At 59.1% G+C, this 23,216-nt stretch carries 18 protein-coding genes; 7 read left to right on the top strand and 11 right to left on the bottom strand.

Annotated features, from left to right (window positions below):
- Positions 1-113 precede the first annotated feature (113 nt).
- The 5 genes from U6037_RS23190 (at position 114) to U6037_RS23170 (ending at position 4,232) form a co-directional block, all read left to right on the top strand.
- Positions 114-935: a carbon-nitrogen hydrolase family protein gene (locus U6037_RS23190; protein ID WP_322844662.1), complete on the top strand. Its 822-nt coding sequence runs from the start codon at positions 114-116 to the stop codon at positions 933-935.
- A 317-nt stretch (positions 936-1,252) separates the two neighbouring features.
- Positions 1,253-2,578: an APC family permease gene (locus U6037_RS23185; RefSeq protein WP_322844661.1), complete on the top strand. Its 1,326-nt coding sequence runs from the start codon at positions 1,253-1,255 to the stop codon at positions 2,576-2,578.
- A gap of 69 nt (positions 2,579-2,647) precedes the next feature.
- Positions 2,648-3,070: an NUDIX domain-containing protein gene (locus U6037_RS23180; RefSeq protein ID WP_322844660.1), complete on the top strand. Its 423-nt coding sequence runs from the start codon at positions 2,648-2,650 to the stop codon at positions 3,068-3,070.
- Positions 3,071-3,093: 23 nt separating this feature from the next.
- Positions 3,094-3,732, top strand: coding sequence for a LysE family translocator (locus tag U6037_RS23175; RefSeq protein WP_322844659.1), 639 nt, complete (start codon positions 3,094-3,096; stop codon positions 3,730-3,732).
- A 2-nt stretch (positions 3,733-3,734) separates the two neighbouring features.
- Positions 3,735-4,232 (top strand): GNAT family N-acetyltransferase, encoded by a 498-nt coding sequence (locus tag U6037_RS23170; RefSeq protein ID WP_322844658.1) that lies wholly within the window; start codon positions 3,735-3,737, stop codon positions 4,230-4,232.
- A 125-nt stretch (positions 4,233-4,357) separates the two neighbouring features.
- Here U6037_RS23170 and metR read toward each other — a convergent pair whose 3' ends face one another.
- A complete protein-coding gene (gene metR, locus U6037_RS23165) occupies positions 4,358-5,275 on the bottom strand; it encodes a transcriptional regulator MetR (RefSeq protein ID WP_007916739.1) in 918 nt (305 codons plus the stop codon).
- Between the two features lie 149 nt (positions 5,276-5,424).
- On the bottom strand, positions 5,425-11,001 hold the full coding sequence (locus U6037_RS23160; RefSeq protein ID WP_322844657.1) for a dermonecrotic toxin domain-containing protein: 5,577 nt from the start codon (positions 10,999-11,001) through the stop codon (positions 5,425-5,427).
- Between the two features lie 216 nt (positions 11,002-11,217).
- Between U6037_RS23160 and U6037_RS23155 the strand changes: the two genes are divergently transcribed.
- Complete coding sequence (locus tag U6037_RS23155) at positions 11,218-12,252, top strand: alpha/beta hydrolase (protein WP_322844656.1); 1,035 nt, start codon at positions 11,218-11,220, stop codon at positions 12,250-12,252.
- Between the two features lie 206 nt (positions 12,253-12,458).
- Positions 12,459-12,917, top strand: coding sequence for a hypothetical protein (locus tag U6037_RS23150; protein WP_322844655.1), 459 nt, complete (start codon positions 12,459-12,461; stop codon positions 12,915-12,917).
- A 253-nt stretch (positions 12,918-13,170) separates the two neighbouring features.
- Here U6037_RS23150 and U6037_RS23145 read toward each other — a convergent pair whose 3' ends face one another.
- The 9 genes from U6037_RS23145 to U6037_RS23105 all read right to left on the bottom strand — a co-directional run bounded on the left by U6037_RS23145 (position 13,171) and on the right by U6037_RS23105 (position 23,187).
- Positions 13,171-13,509, bottom strand: a complete 339-nt coding sequence (locus U6037_RS23145) for a GlpM family protein (RefSeq protein WP_008079444.1) — start codon at positions 13,507-13,509, stop codon at positions 13,171-13,173.
- An 11-nt stretch (positions 13,510-13,520) separates the two neighbouring features.
- Positions 13,521-14,801, bottom strand: coding sequence for a sigma-54-dependent transcriptional regulator (locus U6037_RS23140; RefSeq protein WP_242206859.1), 1,281 nt, complete (start codon positions 14,799-14,801; stop codon positions 13,521-13,523).
- Between the two features lie 44 nt (positions 14,802-14,845).
- Complete coding sequence (locus tag U6037_RS23135) at positions 14,846-16,747, bottom strand: sensor histidine kinase (RefSeq protein ID WP_322844654.1); 1,902 nt, start codon at positions 16,745-16,747, stop codon at positions 14,846-14,848.
- A gap of 170 nt (positions 16,748-16,917) precedes the next feature.
- A complete protein-coding gene (locus U6037_RS23130; RefSeq protein ID WP_007963947.1) occupies positions 16,918-17,652 on the bottom strand; it encodes an amino acid ABC transporter ATP-binding protein in 735 nt (244 codons plus the stop codon).
- Positions 17,649-18,320 carry an amino acid ABC transporter permease gene (locus tag U6037_RS23125; protein ID WP_003227756.1) on the bottom strand — a complete coding sequence of 224 codons (672 nt, stop codon included), beginning with the start codon at positions 18,318-18,320 and terminating at the stop codon, positions 17,649-17,651. The genes U6037_RS23130 and U6037_RS23125 overlap by 4 nt, the downstream gene beginning before the upstream one ends.
- Entirely contained in the window at positions 18,320-19,066 is a 747-nt protein-coding gene (locus U6037_RS23120) for an amino acid ABC transporter permease (protein ID WP_016986630.1), read from the bottom strand. The genes U6037_RS23125 and U6037_RS23120 overlap by 1 nt, the downstream gene beginning before the upstream one ends.
- 192 nt (positions 19,067-19,258) lie before the next feature.
- Complete coding sequence (locus tag U6037_RS23115; RefSeq protein WP_322844653.1) at positions 19,259-20,185, bottom strand: glutamate/aspartate ABC transporter substrate-binding protein; 927 nt, start codon at positions 20,183-20,185, stop codon at positions 19,259-19,261.
- A 261-nt stretch (positions 20,186-20,446) separates the two neighbouring features.
- On the bottom strand, positions 20,447-21,706 hold the full coding sequence (mtr, locus tag U6037_RS23110; protein ID WP_322844652.1) for a tryptophan permease: 1,260 nt from the start codon (positions 21,704-21,706) through the stop codon (positions 20,447-20,449).
- Between the two features lie 161 nt (positions 21,707-21,867).
- A complete protein-coding gene (locus tag U6037_RS23105) occupies positions 21,868-23,187 on the bottom strand; it encodes an amidase family protein (protein WP_322844651.1) in 1,320 nt (439 codons plus the stop codon).
- Positions 23,188-23,216 lie beyond the last annotated feature (29 nt).

Here is a 23,216-nt window from a genome sequence, read left to right as displayed (position 1 = left end):
ATCGGGTTACCCCAGCCGCGTAATTCCCTGGCCGGCTGCTTGCTGCGCATACTGGCCCACAGACAGCCACCGGGCAATCTTTCAGCGCCCGACGCTCATCACAAGGAATTCCCATGAAAGTCGAACTCGCCCAATTGGCGGGCCGTGACAATGCCACGGCGTACAACCTCGAACGCGCACTTGCAGCGATTGCCGCGTGTGCGCCGGACACGCAGCTGATCGTGTTCCCGGAAACTCACTTGATGGGTTTTCCAAGTGCTGAAACCGTGGCGCAAACCGCCGAACCCCTCGACGGCCCGACCGTCAGCGCGGTGCTCGCCGCCGCGCGCGAACGCAACATCGCCGTGGTGATCGGCATGGCCGAGAACGACCACGGGCGCTTCTACAACACCACGCTGCTGATCACCCCTGAAGGCATCGCCTTGAAATACCGCAAGACGCACTTATGGGCGTCGGATCGCGGTGTGTTTGAGGCTGGCGACCGCTATGCCACGTGCGCGTGGAACGGCGTGCGCGTCGGTTTGTTGATCTGCTACGACATCGAGTTTCCGGAGTCCGCCCGTGCCTTGGCGCAACTGGGTGCCGAATTGCTCATCGTGACCAACGGCAACATGGATCCGTACGCGTCGACTCACCGCACCGCGATCATGGCCCGTGCTCAGGAGAATCAGGCCTTTGCGTTGATGGTTAACCGCGTGGAGTCGGGGGATGACGGTTTGGTGTTCGCAGGTGGCAGTGCGCTGGTCGATCCGCTGGGGACGCTGCTGTTCGAGGCCGGACGGGAAGAGGGGCAGTTCAGTGTTGAGCTGGATTTCGCTCAACTGGAGATTGCACGCAGGGATTATCGCTATCTGGATGATCAGCGTTTGAAGTTGCCGGGGGAGGTGGTGGAGCGTGGCGATGGTGTTCGTGAGTTGTTGATTCCACGCCGTTGACTGCGGCCCTCACCCTAGCCCTCTCCCAGAGGGAGAGGGGACTGACCGAGTTGATGAATCGAGGTACGCCGACCTGAAGGACCCAGTCGCACTCAGGATTTGAAACTGCGGATTCAAGGTCGTACTCAGCATTTGAAAGCCATGGAGATCGGCTCCCTTTCCCCCTCTACCCCCTGGGGGAGAGGGCTGGGGTGAGGGGGAAAAGATTTCAAGTCGTACAAAAAACTCAAACAACACCAGAACAACAAAGCCACACCCGAAACATTCGCCGAACCCGGCTCTGCCATAAATCCAATAAAATTCGGAGTAAGTCGCCCATGGCTCGTTTGCAACGCACCCTGTCACTAGGCTCGGTGGTGCTGTTCGGTATCGCCTACATGACGCCGATCATTGTCCTCGGCACCTTTGGCATCCTCGCTCAATCCACCGCCGGCATGGTGCCCGCCGCGTATCTGGCGGCACTGATCGCGATGTTCTTCACCGCCATGAGCTACGGCCGCATGGCCGCTGCATTCCCGGTCGCCGGTTCCGCCTACAGCTACGTGCGCAAAGCGATCAGCCCGAAACTTGGCTTTATCGCCGGTTGGGCAGTCTTGCTCGATTACCTGTTTCTGCCGATGGCGATCTGGCTGATCGGCGCGGCGTATCTGGCCTCGGCATTCCCGTCGATCCCGCAATGGATCTGGGTGCTGGCGTTCATCGGCATCACCAGCGCGATCAACATCATTGGCCTGAAACTGGCCAACGGCATCAACGCCTTGCTGATGCTCGTGCAGTTTCTGGTGCTGATCGCCTTCGTCGCGCTGTGCGTGCATTACATCGGTGGCGATGCGAGTACGCCGCTGTGGTCGATCAAACCGTTTTTCAACGGCGACATGCAGATGCCGTTGATCATGAGCGGCGCAGCAATTGCCTGCTATTCGTTCCTCGGCTTCGACGCGGTCAGCACCCTGACCGAAGAAACCCGCGACCCCCGCCGCACCATTCCGCGAGCGATCATGTTGATCACCTTGATCGGCGGACTGATCTTCGTCGGCGTGTCGTACTTCGTGCAGATCGCGCACCCGTCGTTCCAGTTCGACAGTGTCGACTCGGCCGCCTATGAAATCGCGCGCAACATCGGCGGTGATCTGTTTGTGTCGATCTTTCTGATCGGTTTGATTGTCGGCCAGTTCGCTTCGGGGCTGTCGGCACAGGCCAGTGGTTCGCGCCTGTTGTTTGCCATGGGCCGTGACGGTGTATTGCCGAAATCATTCTTCGGCACCTTGCATGCGCGCTTCGGCACGCCGGTCAACAGCATTCTGCTGTGTGCGGTGGTGGCGTTGCTGGCGCTGAAACTCGACGTGACGACCTCGACTTCGTTCATCAACTTCGGCGCATTTCTGGCGTTCAGCCTGGTCAACCTGTCGGTGATCTTTCATTACTGGATCGGCGGCGAGAAAAAAGGCCTGCGTGAGCTGGTGCTGTTTTTGCTCTTCCCGTTCATAGGTCTGGTCGCGGATTTGTGGCTGATGGTCAGCCTCGATCATCTGGCGGTGTATCTGGGTCTGAGCTGGCTGGCGATCGGCGTGGTGTATCTGGCGGTGCTCACCGGTGGCTTTCGCCGGCAGCCGCCGGAGATGGATTTTCAGGAAGCGAGCTGAGCCTTGCGGCTTGGCACACCGTTGACCGGCATGTGATCCTTGGCGCTTTTGCGCCAAAGGACACCCAGCATGCCGACGCCTTCCCAGACCATTCGCATCGCCGCCGCTCTGTTGCTCAATCCTCAAGGGCAGACCTTGCTGGTGCGCAAGCGCGGCACGACGGCGTTCATGCAACCGGGCGGCAAGATCGAAGCGCATGAATTGCCGGTGCACGCGTTGGCCCGTGAGCTGGAGGAGGAGCTGGGCTTGCAGATCGATCCTGCGCAGGCGTCATTCCTCGGGCAGTTTTCCGCTCCCGCCGCGAACGAGCCGGGATTCCTTGTACAGGCGCAAATCTTTCAACTGACGATCGACGCTGCCGTCACCCCGGCGGCGGAAATCGAAGAGGTGATCTGGGTCGATCCGGCCACTGATCCTGAAGTCGATCTGGCACCATTGACACGCGACCTGATCCTGCCGTTTTATCGCAACTCGCTGAGCGCAATCGCCTGATCATCCACGCAAAGGACTTTGCCATGATCCCGCTGCAAGACTTGCTGATCTTCGCTGCCGCTGCCTTGTTGATGGTGCTGACACCGGGGCCGAACATGATCTACCTGATCTCGCGTTCGATCTGTCAGGGACGCAAGGCCGGGGTGACGTCGTTGCTCGGCGTAGTGGCGGGGTTCTTTGTGCATCTGTTTGCGGCGGCAGCCGGTTTGACCGCCGTGTTCCTTGCGGTGCCGATGGCTTACGAAGTGTTGAAATGGGCCGGCGCGCTGTACCTGCTGTGGCTGGCCTGGCAAGCGGTGAAACCGGGGGCGCGCTCGCCGTTCGAAGCGCAGCAATTGCCTGTCGATTCCTCGCAAAAGCTGATCACCATGGGCTTTCTCACCAGCGCCCTGAATCCGAAAATCGCCGTGTTTTATCTGTCTGTTTTTCCGCAGTTCATTACCCCGGAACACGGTTCGGTGTTCAGCCAAAGCATCGTTCTAGGCCTGACCCAGATCAGCGTCAGCTTCTGCGTCAATTTGTTGATCGCGCTGTTCGCGGCGGGCATCGCGTCGTGGTTCGTGCGCAACCCGACGTGGCTGATGCTGCAGCGCTATTGCATGGGATTTGTGCTGGCGGGTCTGGCCGTGCGCCTGATGCTTGAACAACGCAGGACGGTTTGAACATGTGGATAGAAAGGCTGGACGCCACGCATGCCCTGGCTTACCGGGAACTGATGCTCGAAGCCTACGACCGTCATCCGCAGGCGTTCACTTCCAGCGTGCGCGAACGCGCGGTGATGCCATTGAGTTGGTGGGAAGGGCGTCTGACCAGCAAACTCGATGTGGTGCTTGGCGCGTTCGAAGCAGGCACGTTGGCCGGCATCGTCGGCCTGGCTTTCGAGCCGCGCGAAAAGGCCCGCCATAAAGTGACGCTGTTCGGTATGTACGTCTCGGCGGATTTTCGTCAGCACGGTCTGGGCTTCGAACTGGTACAAGCGGCCATTGCCGAAGCGCAAATCCACCCGGCGTTAAAACTCATCCAATTGACCGTCACGGCTGGCAATGACGCCGCGCTCAAGCTTTATCAGCGCTGCGGCTTTATCCAGTTCGGCCTCGAACCGCTGGCAGTGCGGGTGGACGAAGATTATTTCGACAAGATCCACATGTGGCGCGAGATCTGAAATCACACTGATCCCTGTGGGAGTGAGCCTGCTCGCGAAAGCGATGTGTCAGTCAGCAATATTGGCAACTGACCGATTGCATTCGCGAGCAGGCTCGCTCCCACAGAGGTCGCGCTGTACTTGAGTCAGCGCACGGCGCTGACCCCGTCCAGGGTCGAGAACGACGTGTCCTTGGCCGTCAGCAGGAAATCGCGCATGTACGGCGCATCGAGCATGTCGGTGCGAATCGCCGCGTACAACGTCGCAAACAAACCCTTCTCTCCCAGCCGTTTGCCTTTCACGTAACCGCGCGAGCTGTATTCGTGCAGCGCCCAGTGCGGCATGCCGCAGACGCCGCGGCCGCTGGCGACCAGTTGCATCATCATCACCGTCAGTTCCGAGGTGCGCACCTGGGCCGGTTCGATGTCGGCAGGTTCGAGAAAACGCGTGAAGATGTCGAGGCGGTCGCGTTCCACCGGGTAGGTGATCAGCGTTTCCGTCAGCAGGTCTTCCGGGACAATGTACGGCTTGCTGGCCAGTGCGTGCTGGTTGGCCACCGCGAGCATGGCTTCGTAGGTGAACAGCGGGACATAGGTAATGCCGGCGATTTCCAGCGGGTCGGACGTCACCACCAGATCCAGATCACCACGGGCCAGTGCCGGCAGCGGGGCGAAGGCAAAGCCCGAGGCGAGGTCGAGTTCGACTTCCGGCCAGGCATCACGGAACTGGTCGATGGTCGGCATCAGCCACTGGAAGCAGCTGTGGCATTCGATGGCCATGTGCAGACGCCCGGCGGTGCCACCGGCCAGACGGCCGATATCGCGTTCGGCAGCGCGCAGCAGCGGCAGGGTCGCGTCAGCCAGTTGCAGCAGGCGCAAACCGGCGCTGGTGAAACGCACCGGTTTGGTCTTGCGCACGAACAATGCCATGCCCAGGCGCTCCTCCAGTTCCTTGAACTGATGGGACAACGCTGACTGCGTGAGGTGTAAACGATCAGCGGCGTCCACCAGACTGTCGGCTTCGCGCAGGGCGTGCAGGGTTTTCAGGTGACGGATTTCAAGCACCTAGTGGCTCCATGAAAAAAACTTGTGATAAACAGCAAAGTGTTGAGTTTGTCTCATGGCCGCCGGGCTGTCGACCAGCACTCATCTTTTACTCACATGGGCAGCGATATATGCCCGTGATTCATCCCGTGTTTTTTCGCGTATCGGCCTCAGCGAGTTGATGGCAGGGCTTCGAAATGCCGCAGAACAACCGACTGGTGAGTCATCCCGGAGTAGGGCAGTTCGGGGATGTCGGCGTGGGTGAGGAAGCGATGTGCCGGGAGTTTCAAATGGCCCGTTTCGAAGCGGCGGAACACGGCAGTGGCGCTGCGGTAATGAAAGTGGGCGTACCACAACAATCGCGCAGGCTCCAGGGTGATGTTCCAGATCTCATACTCTTGCATGTAGTCATTGCGGCCCTGGTGTTTGCCGAGAAGCTTGATCGGGTTTGTCCGGCGGATCTCCACTGCACCCTGAACAATGAGGTCATCGAGCATGCCGTCAGTCGGCTTCTGGCTGGTCAGTGAGCGTTGGGTGCGGATAGCCCGGCCATCGATCGTCAGTGCGTTGGCCTTGTTGCGCAATTGCTGGATGAGCGGGTGTTGCGCCGCCCTGCTCTCGATCAGGGTTGCGCGTCTATTGAGTTCGGTTGCCTGGCTGTCCATCATGTGTTGCAGATCCACCGGAAGCATCCCCAGGTCAGCGTTTTTTTCGACGGTGGCTCGGTAGGCTGTCAAAGTATCCAGACGCCGTTGCGCGTCGTGCAAAAGTGAGGGCAGGTTTATTTGCGGGGATTCAGGCGGCGCGGCGGCCCGCGGATTGGTCAGACGAAACTTGCCATCGGCGCTTTGCTCCCAGATTTGTTCGTGTCCGCCTCGCCCTGTGATTTTGTATCGGCGTGTCTGGGTCGCTGCGTCCCATTGTTCGACCCCGTACAACAACTGGTTATCGTCCGTCGTGAAGACGCGTTGCACCGGTTGTCCCGCAGTCCTGGGCGAAGGTGGATCGACAATGCCTTTGCGCGCCCGATCTGCAATCTGCTCGATGCCGTCGAGCAGTGGATTAACGGTAGCCATATGAAAGTGTTGCGGGTAGTTGGCCGTCCAGATGGTCATTTCGAGACGAAAGCGGTCGTACAACTCTACGCAACGTTTCAGAATCAGACTGCGCTGATCGGGCGTCGCGGTGATATTCGGCAGGTGATAATGCGTGTGCAGGGCTTGATCGACTTCGATGCGTAATTCCGCCGACTGGTCTATCAGAAAGAACCAGGAAGCGTCATCCGTCTGACCATAGCGTTTGATGATTTCGAGCTGGTGGCTGGTTCTTTGAAACAGCAGCTTGGTGTCGCTGTGCTTGCTGTTTATATCCATCACGGAAACGGTAATTTTCTGTCGGTCGGTTTTGCTGCGGATGCGCTCATACCATTGATTGAGCTGATCTCTGAGCGCCTCGATCTGGTCGAGTTTTTTCACAACATCGGCACGCAAGGTGCGGACTTCTTCAAGGACTCGCAAACGCTCAGTGAGCCGATCGAGCGGTAGAACGTCCAGCGCCAGGTTCAGCTCATCAATCTTTTTCGTCAGGGTCTGGATACGGTATGAAACGTGGTAAGCCCGTCGCCAGTATCGGTCAGTCAACAGCCAGGCGTTTTTGCTTTGTATCTCAAGCAAAGTCCGCTTTTTGTTGCCATGGGTCAAAGGCAACAGTTCGCTCAACTTCTGGTAGTGTCGAGTCGCCATTTGGATATCGCCCAGACACGCCGCTTCGGCGGCCGCGTGCAGGGCTGAGACATCCGCGCCCGTGGGGACTGCGGATCCGTATGCGTTGATCGCGACCTCGCTTACCGGTCCTCGGGCCTGCATTTGATCAGCCAGGTCGTCGGCCTCCGCGGTCAATTGAAGCTGGCGACGCAAATTGCGGTCGGTCCACCAATGGGGCAAGCGTTGCCGAACGGCCGGGGGCCAGTAAGGGTCCAGCGCATCGGCCAGACGCCCGGTGATGTTGCCACCGCCGAGCAGGCCACCCTCCAGCGTGGTCCCGTAGACCCCGAACCAGGTGTCCCACTCGCCGGTTTCGTCCAGGGCGATCGGTTGTTTGTAGGTTTTTCGCGAGTTGCCGGACAAGCGCCAGCTGCGCGAATCCTTGCTCAGTTCGACCTGAAAGAGTCGTCCCTGGCGTTCGATGAAGTCGCCGTCGGCGTGCCGGTAAACACCACGGTAGAGCCCGTGAGTGGCGGGTTCCAGGCCGGTCAGGGAAAGCGGTCGCTCGTATTCGTAATCGACAAAGCGTGCCAGCACATGCCTGACCTGACGCTGACTCTTGCCGTGCAGGGCCGCCACATTGGCGACCAGTCGATGAAGCTGGCGAGCGACGGTGAGCGCACGGGTGGTCTTGGCAAGGGTCGAAGCGACTGCTTCGCCCGGGAGAAAATCCATTAATGCGTCGATCAACGACAGCAGCATGGACTCGATTGCCGCCAGGCCATCCCCCACATCTCCGCGCAGAAAAGCCGTCACAGCCTGATTGGCTGCAGCCCAGGCATCATAGAGAGCAACGGCGGTACCGACGAAGGGCACCATGCCTAGAGCCATTTTTATGTAATTGAAGGCGCGAGGGCCTTTCAATGCCTGGCGCTCGAAAAACAGCTCATCGTTGGAGCGCGACGTGCCGCGATGGGCTTCGATCAGGCGCCCCATATGAGCGTCGAGCAGATGGGTAGCCAGCGACGTGCTGGCTGGCCAGCGCACGCCGACACCGATCATGGCATCGAAATTTTTTTCCACGGCCTGATTGATACGACTGACATGTGCCCTGACGTTACCTTGCAAGGTTTTACCCGCCACATAGGCAATCCACTTGTCATTCCCGCACAAGGTGTAAAGCCCTTTGCGCGCCGCTTCCAGGTTGTCGTACTGGCGGAAAAACTGCTCATCCGGACTGTCCGGCAGGTACAGCAGGGTGACACCGCTGACCTGTTCTTCGATGAAAGTGACGCCCGACAGAGTAACGGGTCCTTCCTGCGGGGTGTCCTTGCCGCCGACTGTCAGGGACACCGGCAGCAGGACAACGCGCTTGCCCTTGCTGAGCCAGGCCTCTGCAGTGGTCGCGTCGATGGCGATGTTCAACACCTCAACGTCATCATCGTTGAGGTGTTTTTGCAGGCGCGCGATATCGCCTTGTATTTTCAGCATCAGGCGCCAGGGCTCGATCAGACTTTCGCGGCGATGCTCTTTGACGAACACCGGTTCGCTCGCTGTGCCTATGAATGCGTCGCGGATCTTTTGTTCGTAGGCCTTGGGCAGATCCAGCTCTGGCAAGACTTTGCGCAGGTAGGTCAGATTGATGCCATTTTGCAGGCGATAGCGATCCTTTGTCTGTGTCGCGGTGACCTCCGCGCGCATGAAGACCAGACGCTGCGACAGCGCATCATTGAGCACCGATTGGACGTTATCGATATTGAGCTGAGCAAGATCTTCGAGCGACATTGTGCTGCGCTTTGCGCTTGGCACGATGACAGTCGTCTTCCTGTTTCCGGCGGGTCCTGATTCATAAAAGGGTTCGGTGCTGGTCGAGTCGGGCAGGCTGACCTGCACGGCAAAATGTCCGCCGGTCGAGAAGTCTTTGCTGAGTCGGGCGTACAACTGTTTGCGGGTGAAGTCGTCGCGGGGCTCCAGCGCGAGGGTCATGAGCTTGTGACTCTTGCGCATGGCCGAGATGTACGCCCCGATGTTCTCTCTCAGACGTTTACGCTCGGTTCCCTTGAGCTTGATCAGCCAGTCCGGAAGATGCGAGGCGAGCTTGCCGCTACGGTCCTGTTCGAGCAAATGGGCAAACGACAGGCTTCTGGCGGCGTGTACCGGCACCTGCACCATGGCGAGGTTTTTTGTGCGCAGGATGTCCAGTGCGTCGGCGTGTTCGGTTTTATCACGCAGCGTGGCGGCTTTCGCGGCAAAGTCGCAAATCAGTTCATGGAGGCTGTGATGCACCGGGTCGGTGGCGATGCTGCTCAGGCTCAGGGTGAGTTCGGTATCCTCTTCCTGAATCATGAACACCTCTCGCTCCAATGCCTTGCGGTTGGCGAAGCGCTGCAAACCACCGCCGTCGCCAGGCCAGTAAAGCATCAGGCTATGGATTGAATCCCTGTCGGACAGCGCATTTTGTCGTGTGATGACAAACGGGCCCTTGAGTGTTTCCGTGTGTGCGGTGGTGATGGCGTTAACCGTTTCTGTCATCGACAGGGTCAGGCTGGCCACGGTGAAATCGCTGTCGCGATCGGCCGCGACGGGCGTGTCGAGCAGCGCTTTGAGCAGATCGTGCTCATCATCCGGCAGATGCCCCAGCGTCCGTTGCAGTTTGGCTTCGGCATACAAACCGTCCTTGTGAGCCTGGTGCATGGCAATGAACGCTTTGTCGGTCGCCACCAGGTCGCAGGTGAGTTCTTGCTCAAGGAGGATGGTGGCCGCTTTGTCGCAGGCTTGTTCCGCCGCCTCCAACGCGTCGAGCGCGTCTTCGCAGTCTTTCTGACGCGTCCCGTCGCGGTCATTCTCCAGCAACTGTGCGAGTGCCTCGCGCTCGCGCTTGAGCACCGCATGCCGCACAGCCAGCGGGACACCGGCAGACAAACTGCCGAACACGGGCTTCTGGTCCATCTCGATTTCGGATGGCGCAGCCGCCGGGTCCGGCGCAGCCGCCACGATGCGCGTGTTGCCGCGTTGGCGATCGATCAGGTCGGCCTGCACCAGCGATTGCGCGCCGTGCGCCATCAGTCCGGGTTTACCTCTGTTGGCATTGCGTAAAGCGCTGATCTGGGCCTGTTGGCGCACCGCGAACAGATCGCTTGAACCTGTGACCATCGGGAGCGTGTCTGCGCTGTACTCAAAGCGCAGCGCTTTGCTGGATAAACCGGTGGGTACCAGTCCCTGAGCCGTCAGCCAGTCCTGCATGGCTTGGCGCGAGTCGAAGGGCTGGATGCATACCGAGCGAGAGGGCAGATAAAGAAGAGGGCTGGCAGTTGCCGGATCACCGACGCTGATGACCCAGGCGCCAGTGAGTTTGACTTTGCTGTGGTTGCTCAGGACCAGCGCAAGTTTTTCCGTATGGATGGGTTGATCGTTCAGCGTTAGCGCCCCGCTGCGGGCGTCGATGATATGTTGCAGCGCTTTGAGCTGTTCAGTGCTCAGGATTTTGCGCGCGAAAGCGACATTGGCAGCGGCTTCGAAATGCTCGCGGTACAGCTGGGTGGCGAGCTCACGTCGCGCCATCGGTGTGCGCGGTGCACGGGCGTCCCAGAAAGCCGCCCAGCGTGTGGCGTGGGCTTGCTCCGGTTCAAGCCGTTTGAGTTTTTCGAGCAATTGCAGCGGTTTCAAGGTGTACAACGGGTGATTGACAGCCAGGCCAGTGACCTGGCTGCGCTGATCGAGCGAGGTTTCCAGCGTCGGATGTTGCACAACGAATGCGCAGGCATCGGTGAGGCTGACGAAGTGTTCCGCTCGCTCATCCGTGGCGGCGAAGCGCAATCCGACGGTTTCGCCGTCGAGTTTCAGCTGTTGTTGCAGCACCTCATTGAGCGTATCGCGCAGCCCAGGGCTGGCCGCAAACAGCTCACGCAAGCCTTCGCTGCTATCGCGCCAGCGGTTGCCGGCCTGCTGCAATAAACTTTCATCGATGTTTTTCGGCAGTCGTATGGCCGCCGCCAGTGACGGTGCGGGTGCGGCGGGTAAATCGAGAGTCAGGCTATCGTGCATGGTGACGTGGCTCGCAAGAAGAGCGGCGGATCCGCTCCTGAGCCAGCCATTGAAGAGAAATTGCGCAAGACGATGGCGGTAGATAGATATCGTATGCAACGGAGAAGGGTGACCGCTCGGCACTCTTCATCAAACTGTCATGGAACTGTGGCAGCGCGCTTGTACAAACTTCATCAGACTCGCGCTCTACTGGGGTTCTGCGTTTCGGTGTTTTTCATGGCTAAGGTTTTTCTGTCTGTCGCGGCTTTGTTGGCCGCGATTTTTTTCGGTCCGTCGTCATGGGCAGCAGCGCGCTGCGATGTGGATGTGCCAACCGAGCATGTCGATCTGCAGCAAGTGAACATTGCTTACCAGAGTATTGGTCGCGCCTCGGATCCGGCGTTGTTGCTGGTCATGGGCCTGGGTGGACAGTTGATCCACTGGCCGGACGAAGTGGTGATCGCGCTGTGTCAGCAGGGCTTTCGGGTGATCCGCTACGACAACCGCGATGTCGGCCTGTCGACCTGGCGTCAGGCGCCGGTTGAAGCCAATCTGACGTTCGAAGTGCTGCGCTACAAGCTCGGTCTGCCAGTTTCGGCGCCGTACAGCCTGACCGACATGGCTGACGATGCACTGGGGCTGATGGATGCACTGCACGTCGAGCAGTTCCACGTGCTGGGCGCGAGCATGGGCGGGATGATCGCCCAGCACATGGCCGCGATGGCGCCACAGCGGGTCGAGAGCCTGACATTGATCATGACCACGTCCGGCGCCGAGGGTTTGCCGGCGCCGAGTGCGGCGCTGGTGCAATTATTGGCACGGCGTGGCGCACCGAATCGGGCAGTGGCACTTGAGCAGCAGGCCGACTTGCTGGCGGCGCTGGGCAGTCCGGCCGTCAGCGATGATCGACAGGCGTTGTTGCATCAGGCAGCGCTTTCGTATGATCGGGCGTTCAACCCCGAGGGCGTCAAGCGACAAATCATGGCGATTCTCGCCGAGCCGAGTCGAGTGGCGTTGCTCAATCAATTGCGGGTACCGACGCTGGTGGTGCATGGCACGGCGGATCCGTTGTTGCCGGTGATGCACGGCGTCCACCTGGCGGCGCACATTCGTGGCAGCCAGTTGAAGCTGATACCGGGTTTGGCCCATCGTTTTCAAGAGGCGTTCAAGGAGCCGTTGCTGGCGGCGGTGTTGCCGTACTTGCAGGCGCATCGTGAAGACACCTCGCATTGGGCGCAGATTGAGCCGGTGGTGGGTACAGGTCTGTTGTAATAAACGAGCTTATAGAATTGGAGAGTTGTAATTAATACATGGGCTTCAATAGAGGGTATGTGTTTGGGTTGAATGGAATAAAAGTATTCATTGATATTTGTAATGGGTCTTTAAAACTGTAATTTCTGACAGTGGTTGAAAAAGGATCGGCAGAATATTCTTGGCTTATGTTCTCGCGAAGCGGGATTGATAGAGTGGAGAATAAAATGAAATGCCAATGCCATAGTCTTGTAGCGGTTATCGCAATATGTTCTCTTTTTGCAGGCTTTGTCACTGCAGACGAATTTGACGATGACATGGCCGTTCGGGATAAGGAAGCCGCTAGAGTGGAGGCTGAGATCGAAGCGTGGAAGGCTAATCGAACATCAAAACCAGATACACCTTGTCAAACCGCCTGGAAAAGCAATAGCGCAAATCATAGCTGTACTTCTTCCACAATATTGGATGAGCCAAACGATCAATGCAGGTTTGTAAGTATCGCCTGCGCGAATACGAGTGCTTCACCCACCGATGATTGGAATGAGTCGGAGAACCAAAAAGGTGAGTATTCAGCGACCTATGTGAAAACATCAAAGGTTTATGAAGATTTTACCGCGCCGCTTAGTGAAGTCGGCAAATACAATAACTGTGATGGAGAATTAACAATAAACGCATGCAATAAATAGGGCTAGGTCATTCGATTAAGGTTTGAATGAAGGTACGGTTAGTTGATATCGGTCAGGAGCCAAAAGCCCCTCACCCTAACCCTCTCCCAGGGGGAGGGGACTGATTGGGGGATGCCGGAGTGATACGCCGACTTGAAAGTGCTTCGCTGAATCCTTAATCGACTCGGTTTTTCAGGTCGATGTAACTTGAACGACACTTCGGTCGGCCCCCTCTCCCTTTGGGAGAGGGCTGGGGTGAGGGTGGCTTTTGAACTTAGCTGTGCAGGCGTACCCAAACAGTCACCAACACAGTGGCGGCCATCAACCATGCTACTGCCGCGACGGCCAGCGACGCCTCCAGTCGCATCCGGTCCACCATCACATACAACGTCGCCAGATACACAAAATACGGAATGATCGACCACATCCCGAACACGATCGTGGTCTTCAGATCCTCAATCGAACGCCCCTTGCCGACGATGTAATGCGCGATCAGCGCAAACGTCGGAAACAGCGGCACTAGCCCCGCGATGTAGTAGTTTTTGGTCTTCGACAGCGCCGCGATGATCAGCACCACCGCGGCGCCCAACAGGGCTTTGAAAAACAGGTCCACATCGTTCTCGCTTAATGGCTCAGGCCGTATTTTTTCACTTTATCGAACAGCGTGGTCTTGGCCATGCCCAGCTCAAGACTGGCCTGAGTCAGGTTGCCACCGCTGCGTTGCAAAGCGTCGCCGAGCAGGTTGCGCTCGAAGGCTTCCACTGCTTCGGCAAACGCCAGCCCTTGGCCGCCCGCGCTGGTGCCGGACTTCTTGAACGCTGGCAGACCGAGGGCAAAACGTTCGGCGACGTTGCGCAGTTCGCGCACATTGCCCGGCCAGTCATGGCTCATCAGGTTCGACAGGGTCTGATTGTCCATCTCCGGCAGTGCGCGGTCGAAGCGCAGTGCTGATTGCTGGGTGAAGTGTTCGAACAGTTGCAGGATGTCTTCGCGGCGCTCGCGCAGCGGCGGCAATTCCAGCGTCACCACATTGAGGCGGTAGTACAAGTCGCTGCGGAACTCGCCGGCCTTGCTCGATTCGTCGAGGTCGGATTTGGTCGCCGCGATCACCCGGCAATCGACCGCCACGCTCTGGTTTGATCCGAGGCGTTCGAGCGTGCGTTCCTGCAACACGCGCAGCAGTTTGATCTGCAATGGCAGCGGCATGCTTTCCACCTCGTCGAGGAACAGCGTGCCGCCGTCGGCGTGTTCGATCTTGCCGATCCGCCGTTTACCCGCGCCGGTGAAGGCGTTGGCTTCATGGCCGAAAATTTCGCTTTCGAAGAGGTTTTCCGGCAGGCCGCCGCAGTTCAACGCGACGAACTGTTTGCTGTGGCGCCGACTGAAATCGTGCAGGCAACGGGCGACCAGTTCTTTGCCGGTGCCGGTCTCGCCTTCGATCAGCACGTTGGCCGAGGTGTCGGCGACGTTGGCAATCAATTCGCGCAGGTTCTGCATGGCTGGCGAGCGGCCGATTATCCGCCCTTCAAGGGAATCGCGCTCGGCCAGTTGCCGGCGCAGCGATGACACTTCGCGGGCGAGACTGCGTTGCTCCAGCGCCCGCCGCGCGACATCGACCAGACGCTCCGGCGAGAACGGTTTTTCCATGAAGTCGTAGGCGCCTTTCTGCATCGCGCCGACGGCCATGGAAATATCGCCGTGGCCGGTGATCAATACTACCGGCAGGCTGCGATCGCGTTGCTTGAGGCGGGTCAACAGTTCCAGGCCATCGATGCCCGGCAGGCGGATATCGCTGATGACGATACCGGCAAAGTTGTCGCCGACACGTTCCAGCGCTTCCTCGGCACTGCCGACGCCGACGCAGGGAATGTCTTCCAGGGTCAGCGCCTGCTGGCAGCCGAGCAGCACATGGGGGTCGTCTTCGACGATCAGCACACTAAGGTCGTGGTTCATATTGGCTCGGCAGGAGTAGGGCTTACCAACGGTAAACTGAGGACGAAGGTGGTGCCACCGCTGGCCGGGTGTTCAACACCCAGGTGTCCGCCGGTGGCGGCCGCGAGGCTGGCGGAAAGGGTCAAACCAAGGCCCAGGCCTTGTTCGCCAGGCTTGGTAGTAAAAAACGGTTCGAACAGATGCTTGCGCGCTTCGGCATCGATGCCGTGGCCGTTGTCGCGTACGCGCAGGCGATATTTGCCGTTGAACTCTTCGCCCTCCAGCCACAGCTCGGGTTGCGGTTGCGCCTGCATGGCGTCGAGGGCGTTGCCGATCAGGTTGACCAGAATCTGTTCGAGGCGGGTCTGGTCGATCTGCACCTGCACATCAATGAACTGCCGATGAATGTTGAGCGCCGAACTCTCCAGGCGTGCACCCAGCAACTGCAGTGCTGCCTCCACGGCTTTGCCGAGGCTGGCCTGGCCCTGATTGTCACCGCGCCGGGCGAACGAACGCAGGCTGGCGGTGATCCGGCCCATACGGTCGATCAATTCGTTGATGGTCTTCAGGTTGGTGCTGGCCACATCCAGCTGACCGCGTTCGAGAAACCGTACGGTGTTGCCCGACAGCGTGCGCATGGCGGCCAGCGGCTGGTTCAGTTCGTGGGCGATGCTGGTCGACATCTGGCCGATGGCGGCGAGTTTGCCGGCCTGCACCAATTCATCCTGAGCGCGGCGCAACGTCTCTTCGGCCTGACGACGTTCGCGGATCTGGCTCTTCAAACGTTCGTTGCTGGCGCGCAAGTCGGTGGTGCGTTCGGTAATCCGACGCTCCAGTTGATTATTGGCTTCCTGCAAGGCTTCACGGGCTGCGAGACGGGTGGCGATGACCTTGCGCCGCTCGTTCCAGGCAATCAACAGGAAGGCCACCAGCGCAAATGCGACCGCGACGAGAATGCCTTGATTGATCGCTTCGCGGCGCAGGTCCTGCAACGGTGTGAGCAGGGTGAAATTCCACGGTGTGTCGCTCAATTGCCGGGTTTGCGCGAGATAGCTGATGTTGTCTGCATCGGACTGCACTTCGCTGTTGGCAGGGAAGGTGAGTTTTTCCACGCCTTCCGCCAATGTTTCTCGAGCCAGCGGTTGCAGTTCATTGAGCGGGAACCAGTAGTACTGCAGGCTGCGCGCGAGTTTTTCCTTGATTTCGTCGGTGAGCGGGATCACTGACTTGAGGCGTCGCGCCGGATCACTGGAAAGAATGATGATGCCGTTCTCATCGCTGACAAAGGCTTCGAGACGCGCGCGTTGCCAGCGTTCCTCCATGGCTTCCATGCGCACTTTGACCACCGCCACACCGATGATCTTGCCGTGCTCTTCGAGGCCATGGGCGAGGTAGTAACCGGGTTCGCCGTTGGTGCTGCCGATGCCGTAGAAGCGTCCGGGCTCGCCGCGTATGGCTTTCTGGAAATAGGCGCGAAAGGACAGGTCTTCACCAAGGTAACTGTCGACATCGCGCCAGTTGCTGGTGGCCATGACGCGGCCGGTGGTGTCCATGACGTAGATGGCCCGACTGCGGCTACGCCGGTTCAAGCCTTCGAGGTAATCGTTGACGGTTCGCCGGTGTTCCGGGGTCGGGTCGGCCAGCAGTTGCGAGACACTCGTCTCAAGCTCCAGCAGGCTGGGCAGGTAGGTGTATTTGCTGATTTCGCTTTCGACGGCGCGGGCGTTCAGTTCGAGCTGGCGCTGACCGTTTTCACTGAGGCTGCGAATGCCAAAATGCTCACTGGTCCAGAAGCCGGCGTAACCCAGCCCGATCATCAGGATGATGACCAGCGGCGGCAGAAACAGATGGCGAATCAGACGAGGCTTCACGGCAAGTGATGGCGGCGCGGCGCGATAGAGAGTGGGGTCGCATTTCATCACAGTTGCCTTGGGTCAACCACCACACTTGCAGGCTCACCGCTGTCCCTGTGGGAGCGAGCTTGCTCGCGAAGGGGGCGGATCAGTCAACATCAATGTTGAATGTCAGTCCGCTTTCGCGAGCAAGCTCGCTCCCACAGGGATCAGTGTGATGGCGCAAGTACTCGGTTTTAGTGCTGCAGGATTTTCTCGAGGAAGTGCTGCGCGCGTTCGGAGCGGGCGCTGATGTCGCCGAAGAATTCCTCTTTCGGGCAGTCCTCGATGATCTTGCCGGCGTCCATGAAGATCACGCGGTCGGCCACTTTACGGGCGAAGCCCATTTCGTGGGTCACGCACATCATGGTCATGCCTTCGTGGGCCAGTTGCACCATCACGTCGAGCACTTCGTTGACCATTTCCGGGTCGAGCGCCGAAGTCGGTTCGTCGAACAGCATGACGATCGGGTCCATCGCCAGCGCACGGGCAATCGCCACACGCTGTTGCTGACCACCGGACAGTTGCCCCGGATGCTTGTGGGCGTGGGCCGACAGACCGACGCGCTCGAGCAGTTGCAGACCTTTCTTGGTCGCCTCTTCCTTGCTGCGGCCCAACACCTTGATCTGCGCGATGGTCAGGTTTTCGGTGATGGTCAGGTGCGGGAACAGTTCGAAATGCTGGAACACCATGCCCACGCGCGAACGCAGTTTCGGCAGGTTGGTCTTCGAGTCGGCAATCGAGGTGCCGTCGACGACGATGTCGCCTTTCTGGAACGGCTCCAGCGCGTTGACGCACTTGATCAGGGTCGATTTGCCGGAACCCGATGGGCCGCAGACCACGATCACTTCGCCTTTTTTGACCTCGGTGCTGCAATCAGTCAGCACCTGGAAGTCGCCATACCACTTGTTGATGTTCTTGATAGAGATCATACGGCAAACCTTTTTTGCAGACGCTTGACCAGCAGCGAGGCGGAAAAGCTGATGATGAAGTAGACGACACCGGCGAAGATCAGGAACTCGTTGGAACGACCGATGATGTCGCCGCTGGAGCGGGCGGAGTTGAGGAAATCCACCAGGCCCACGGTGTAGACCAGCGAGGTGTCCTGGAACAGGATGATCGACTGTTGCAGCAGCAATGGGGTCATCTTGCGGAACGCCTGGGGCAGGATGATCAGACGCATGGTCTGGCCATAGGTCATGCCCATCGCTTGCGCGGCGGCCATCTGGCCTTTGGGGATCGACTGCACACCGGCCCGGACGATTTCGCAGAAGTACGCGGCTTCGAACATCATGAACGCCACGACGCAGGAGGTGAACGCACCGATCGGCGTGTCTTCGCCAGTGATCCAGCGCAGCACGAACGGTACCGCCAGGTAGAACCAGGTGATCACCAGCAGCAGCGGGATCGAACGGAAATAGTTCACATAAGCGCCGGCCACCCGCGACAGCAGTTTGCTGGATGACAAGCGCATCAGCGCGAGGATCGTCCCCAGCACGATGCCGCCGACCACGCCCATGACCATCAACTGCAAGGTCATGACCATGCCGTTCCACAGGCCCGGGATAGCGGGGATGATGCCGCTGAAATCGAAGTCCATTATTTACCCCCCACGGAGATCAGGCCGGGCACGGCGACTTTCTTCTCGACCATGCGCATCAGCAACATCAGGCTCATGTTCAGGGTGAAGTAGATCAGCGTGGCCAGGGTGAAGGCTTCAAACAGGTTGGCCGAGAATTCGGCGGTCTGTTTGGTTTGCGCCAGCAATTCCATCAGGCCGATCAGGGACGCCACGGAGGAGTTCTTGAAGACGTTGAGGAATTCCGAGGTAAGCGGCGGAATGATGATCCGGTAGGCCTGGGGCAGCAGCACGTTCCAGTAGATCTGCGGCAGTTTGAAGCCCATGGCGCGCGCAGCGGATTCCTGGCCGCGTGGCAGCGCCTGAATACCGGTACGCACTTGTTCGCAAACGCGGGCAGCGGTAAACAGACCCAGACAGACGACAACGCTCAGGTAAGCCGAGGTGGTCGGGTTGAGGTCCTGTTTGTACCAGTCCTGCAGGTTTTGCGGCAGCAGGTCGGGTACCAGGAAGTACCAGATGAACAGCTGAACCAGCAGCGGCACGTTACGGAACAGCTCGACGTAGCAGGTCGCGATGCCCGATACGATGCGGTTCGGCACCGTGCGCATGACGCCCAGAATGGAGCCCAGCAGCAAGGCGATGATCCACGCCACGATGGCGATGGCAATGGTCCAGCCCAAACCGGTGACGTACCAGTCGAGATAAGTCTCGCTGCCGACGCCGGTGGACTTGAAGAACACGCCCCAGTCCCAGTTGTAATTCATTAGGGTCTCCCCTCGAGATCGATCGATGTACAAGCACCCGCTTGGGGAAGATCCTTTCCCGCCTGACGTTGAACGTCAGGCACACGCGATCGGCTCGAAAACCGCCAGGTCGAGTGTTCCACAGTACAGCCCGCAGGTAGTAACAGACGCCTGAGGGAAAGTGGCCCCTCAGGCAATAAGGTTAGTCAGTAATCAGATTTTTACGTCAGGCGCCGGCTTGTCGCTCGGGTTGGCGATCAGATCTTTCACCTTGTCGCTCATCGGGAAGTTCAGGTTCAGACCTTTTGGCGGGATCGGGCTCTCGAACCACTTGCTGTAGATCTTGTTGATCTCGCCAGACTTGTACAGCGCAACGATGGCGTCATCGACGGCCTTCTTGAAGGCCGGGTCGTCTTTACGAACCATGCACGCATAGGCTTCGAAGGACTGTGGAGTTCCGGTGATGATCCAGTCGTTCGGCTTCTTCGCCTTGGCTTCTTCGCCGGCCAGCAGAGCGTCGTCCATCATGAAGGCAACGGCGCGACCGCTTTCCAGCATGTTGAAGGATTCGCCGTGGTCTTTGGCGGAGATGATGTTCATGCCCATCTGCTTGTCGGCGTTCATCGCTTTGATGATGCGCTCTGACGTGGTGCCGGCGGTGGTCACGACGTTTTTGCCTTTCAGGTCGGCAAAGTCAGCGTAGGACGGCTTGCCATCCTTGTCTTTCTTGACCAGCAGACGGGTGCCGATTTCGAAGATGTTGACGGTGAAGTCGACTTGCTGAGCGCGTTCGGCGTTGTTGGTGGTGGAGCCGCACTCGATATCCGCGGTGCCGTTCTGGATCAGCGGGATTCGGGTTTGCGAGGTGACGAGGTTGTACTTGACCTGCAGATCCGGCTTGTTCAGGTCTTTTTTCAGGGCTTCAACGATGGCCACTTGAATGTCGTGGGAGTAGCCCACTGGTTTGCCGGAAGCATCCGCGATGTAGGAAAACGGAATGGAGCTGTCGCGGTGAGCGAGCGTGATGGTGCCCGAATCGTTGATTTTCTTCAGGGTGCCGGTGAGTTCGGCGGCGAAAACTGGCGTGCTGATCAGAGCGGCCGCAATGGCTGCGCCCAGGATATGGGGAACGATGCGCATCAAATTTTCCTCGAATTGTTTTTTTTATGGAGCCAGTTCGTCGGCCCTTTTGTGCTTCGAATGCCTGACGGCTCCTGAAGTGTTGGCGCAACAGGCATTCGTCGAGAGAGTGTAGAGCATGAGTCGTGCCATACCAGTCGCCAATGATTAACTCGTTGTTTTATAACGTTATTAAGCTTTTGTGGCGGTGTTTTTCTGCCGGACTGATCCGGTTATCCGAATCGACTACAAGGTCGCGTTCGGAAAACCGAACGCGACGCCTCAGCGCCACACCGGCAGGTAATCAAACACGAACAGCAGATGAGCGACCGCGCAGAGCACGCCGAAAAACAGCACCAGCACGATCATCGGCGTGCCGCCCCACACGCGATAGCGCGGGCTGCCAAAGCGCTTGCGCGAAGCCCGCGCCAACAGCGCCGGGGTGATCACCGCCCACAATGTCGCCGCCAACCCGGCGAAACCGATGGCATGCAGAAAACCTTCCGGCCACAGAAAACCACCGAGCATCGGCGGCCCGAACGTCACGGCCGCCGTCTGCAGACGACCGACGGGGCTGTCGTCGAACTTCAGCACATCGGCCAGGTAATCAAACAAACCCAGAGTTACCCCGAGAAATGAACAGGCCACGGCGAAGTTGGAGAAAAACGTCAGCAGCAGATCTACGTTGGCGCTGTTGAGCCGTGAACCCAGCGCGCTGATCAAGACATCGATGTTGCCGCCGCGCTGAGCAATGTCCTTGAACGCGTCGCGGGGAATGTTGCCCATGCTGCACAGCATCCACACCAGATACAGCGCCAGCGCGATCAGGGTGCCGCCGACCAGGCAGGCGCGAATCCGTTGCGGATCCTTGCCGTAATGCTTCATCAGGCTCGGTACGTTGCCGTGAAAACCGAACGAGGTCAGGCAGAAGGGCAGGGTCACCAGCAGATAGGGCCAGTAATGGCTGTCGCCGTTGTTCAGATTGAGCAGCGTGGTGCTTTGCACATGGCCGAGCAAACCGCCGAAGGTCAGGAAGAACGCGAGGATTTTTGCCCCGAACACCAGCGTGGTCATGCGGCTCACCGCCGTGGTGCTGAGCCAGACAATGAACGCCACCAGCAGGGTGAAACACAGGCCACCGGCGCGCGATGACAACGCCAACCCAAGCGATTGCGCGGTGTGATGAATCACCGAACCGCTGGCTGAAATGTAGGCGTAGGTCAGGGTGTAGAGGACAAACACGATGCTCAAGCCGTTCAAACGGTTCCAGCCACGCCCGAGCAGATCGCCGGTGATCGTGGAGAAACTCGCGCCTTCGCGGTAGTTGAGGTTGGCTTCAAGAATCATCAGGCCTGAGTGCAAGGTGCAGAACCAGGCAAACAGCAGCACGGCGACCGAGCCGTAGAACCACAGGCCGGACATGATCACCGGCAGCGAAAACATACCGGCACCGACGATGGTGCCGCCGATGATCATGGCGCCACCGAGGATCGATGGTGCACGCTCGACAGCGGGAACGGAGGATATTGAGGTGGAACGCATGGCAAGGCCCGCAATTTGAATTGTTATATGGCTGTGGTTGCACGGTTCCTGTGGGAGCGGGCTTGCCCGCGATAGCGGTTGTTCAGTCAACAGTGATGTTGATGCTGATGGCCTCTTCGCGGGCAAGCCCGCTCCCACAGGGTTTTGTACAGGATGGCGGGTCAGCGGATAGCCAGCAGACGCCGCACGTTGGCCAATAGAAAGTCGTCCTGCCCCGGCAACGCATCGAACGACAAACCCACTGGCAACTCATCCGCCGCTGCCACCGGAACGCTGATACTCGGCGCCGCCAGATTGCTCGCCGGGTCGGTATTGCGCACGAACGTTTCAAAGTTGCTCTCGTCCGCGCAGGCGCTCAGCAGCGGTGCGCTGCACGTGACGGTCGGGTAAGCCAGCAGATCCAGTTGATGGCGGCTGAAGAGGGCGCGGTACTCCTTCTCCAGACACAGCTTGCTCATCAGTGCCTGCACGTAGTCGGTGTAGGAAATCGCTGGGCTTTCCAGTTGGGCGGTGAGGATTTTCTTGATCGCCGGATCGCGAATCTGCGCGAGGATGTCGAAAAACTGTTCACCGCGTCCGGCTTTCATCAGGAACCGTGGAAAGTCGATAAAGAACTCGTAGATCGGCAGCGGAAACTGGATGCGCTCGTTGATCTCGCCAATCATGGCGTCGTCGACCGGCACGATGATCGCACCGCGATCGGCGAGGGTATCGATGGCCGCGCGGCAGTCACGCTGCACATTGTCGGCGAGCTCGGTCCAGAGGAAACGCTCGGGAATGCCGATACGCAACGCCCGCGTTTCTGCCTGATGCAGGCTGCCGCTCAGTTGCGTGTGAACGAACTGGCAATCTTCCACCGTGCGGGTCAGCAGGCCCGGGGTGTCTTTGGTTTGCGACACCGGGACGATGCCGTCGACCGGATAAACGCCGGTGGTGGGGCGAAACCCGACAATCCCGCAGAACGCCGCCGGGATACGCACCGAGCCGCCGGTGTCGGTGCCGACCGCGCACGCCACCAGCCCGGCAGCGACAGCCGCGGCACAACCGCCGCTGCTGCCGCCGGCACTGTGGCGCTCGTTGGCGGGGTTGAGCACGGCGCCATGAGCATGGTTGGCCGAGGTCACGCCGAACGACAGTTCATGCATGTTGTTCTTGCCGACGATCTGCGCGCCCAATTGGCGGAAACGCTGAACGATGCCGGCATCGGCCGGCGGCACATAGTCGGCCAGCCCGGGGGTGCCGGCGGTGGTCGGCATGCCGCTGACGTTGATGTTGTCCTTGAATGACACCGGCAGGCCATACAGTGCGCTGTCGCGTTCGGCAGCATTCGCCTTGAACGCTGACGGGTCGAAGGTGATGAAACTGTTCAGGTGTTGCAGGTGCACATGACGCTCGCGCAGGGCGTGCTGCCAGGTGTCCGGGCAGTGTTGACCACTGCGAAATCCGTTGACGAGCTGTTCAATGGAAAGCTGGCTGTACATGGATGATTCTCGGCGTGGAAAGGGACAGG

This window comes from Pseudomonas sp. B33.4 (assembly GCF_034555375.1).
GTDB lineage: Bacteria > Pseudomonadota > Gammaproteobacteria > Pseudomonadales > Pseudomonadaceae > Aquipseudomonas.
The sequence above is the reverse complement of the archived record's forward strand: the minus strand, read 5'-3'. Positions and strand labels throughout refer to the sequence as shown.

Excerpts from the sequence above, each read along its gene's own strand:
- U6037_RS23120 (WP_016986630.1), bottom strand. The coding sequence starts at position 19,066 with ATGAATTACAACTGGGACTGGGGCGTGTTCTTCAAGTCCACCGGCGTC.
- U6037_RS23180 (WP_322844660.1), top strand. The coding sequence starts at position 2,648 with ATGCCGACGCCTTCCCAGACCATTCGCATCGCCGCCGCTCTGTTGCTC.
- U6037_RS23160 (WP_322844657.1), bottom strand. The coding sequence starts at position 11,001 with ATGCACGATAGCCTGACTCTCGATTTACCCGCCGCACCCGCACCGTCA.
- U6037_RS23185 (WP_322844661.1), top strand. The coding sequence starts at position 1,253 with ATGGCTCGTTTGCAACGCACCCTGTCACTAGGCTCGGTGGTGCTGTTC.
- U6037_RS23150 (WP_322844655.1), top strand. The coding sequence starts at position 12,459 with ATGAAATGCCAATGCCATAGTCTTGTAGCGGTTATCGCAATATGTTCT.
- U6037_RS23115 (WP_322844653.1), bottom strand. The coding sequence starts at position 20,185 with ATGCGCATCGTTCCCCATATCCTGGGCGCAGCCATTGCGGCCGCTCTG.
- U6037_RS23170 (WP_322844658.1), top strand. The coding sequence starts at position 3,735 with ATGTGGATAGAAAGGCTGGACGCCACGCATGCCCTGGCTTACCGGGAA.
- U6037_RS23190 (WP_322844662.1), top strand. The coding sequence starts at position 114 with ATGAAAGTCGAACTCGCCCAATTGGCGGGCCGTGACAATGCCACGGCG.
- U6037_RS23155 (WP_322844656.1), top strand. The coding sequence starts at position 11,218 with ATGGCTAAGGTTTTTCTGTCTGTCGCGGCTTTGTTGGCCGCGATTTTT.
- U6037_RS23105 (WP_322844651.1), bottom strand. The coding sequence starts at position 23,187 with ATGTACAGCCAGCTTTCCATTGAACAGCTCGTCAACGGATTTCGCAGT.
- U6037_RS23130 (WP_007963947.1), bottom strand. The coding sequence starts at position 17,652 with ATGATCTCTATCAAGAACATCAACAAGTGGTATGGCGACTTCCAGGTG.
- U6037_RS23135 (WP_322844654.1), bottom strand. The coding sequence starts at position 16,747 with ATGAAATGCGACCCCACTCTCTATCGCGCCGCGCCGCCATCACTTGCC.
- U6037_RS23175 (WP_322844659.1), top strand. The coding sequence starts at position 3,094 with ATGATCCCGCTGCAAGACTTGCTGATCTTCGCTGCCGCTGCCTTGTTG.
- U6037_RS23125 (WP_003227756.1), bottom strand. The coding sequence starts at position 18,320 with ATGGACTTCGATTTCAGCGGCATCATCCCCGCTATCCCGGGCCTGTGG.
- mtr (WP_322844652.1), bottom strand. The coding sequence starts at position 21,706 with ATGCGTTCCACCTCAATATCCTCCGTTCCCGCTGTCGAGCGTGCACCA.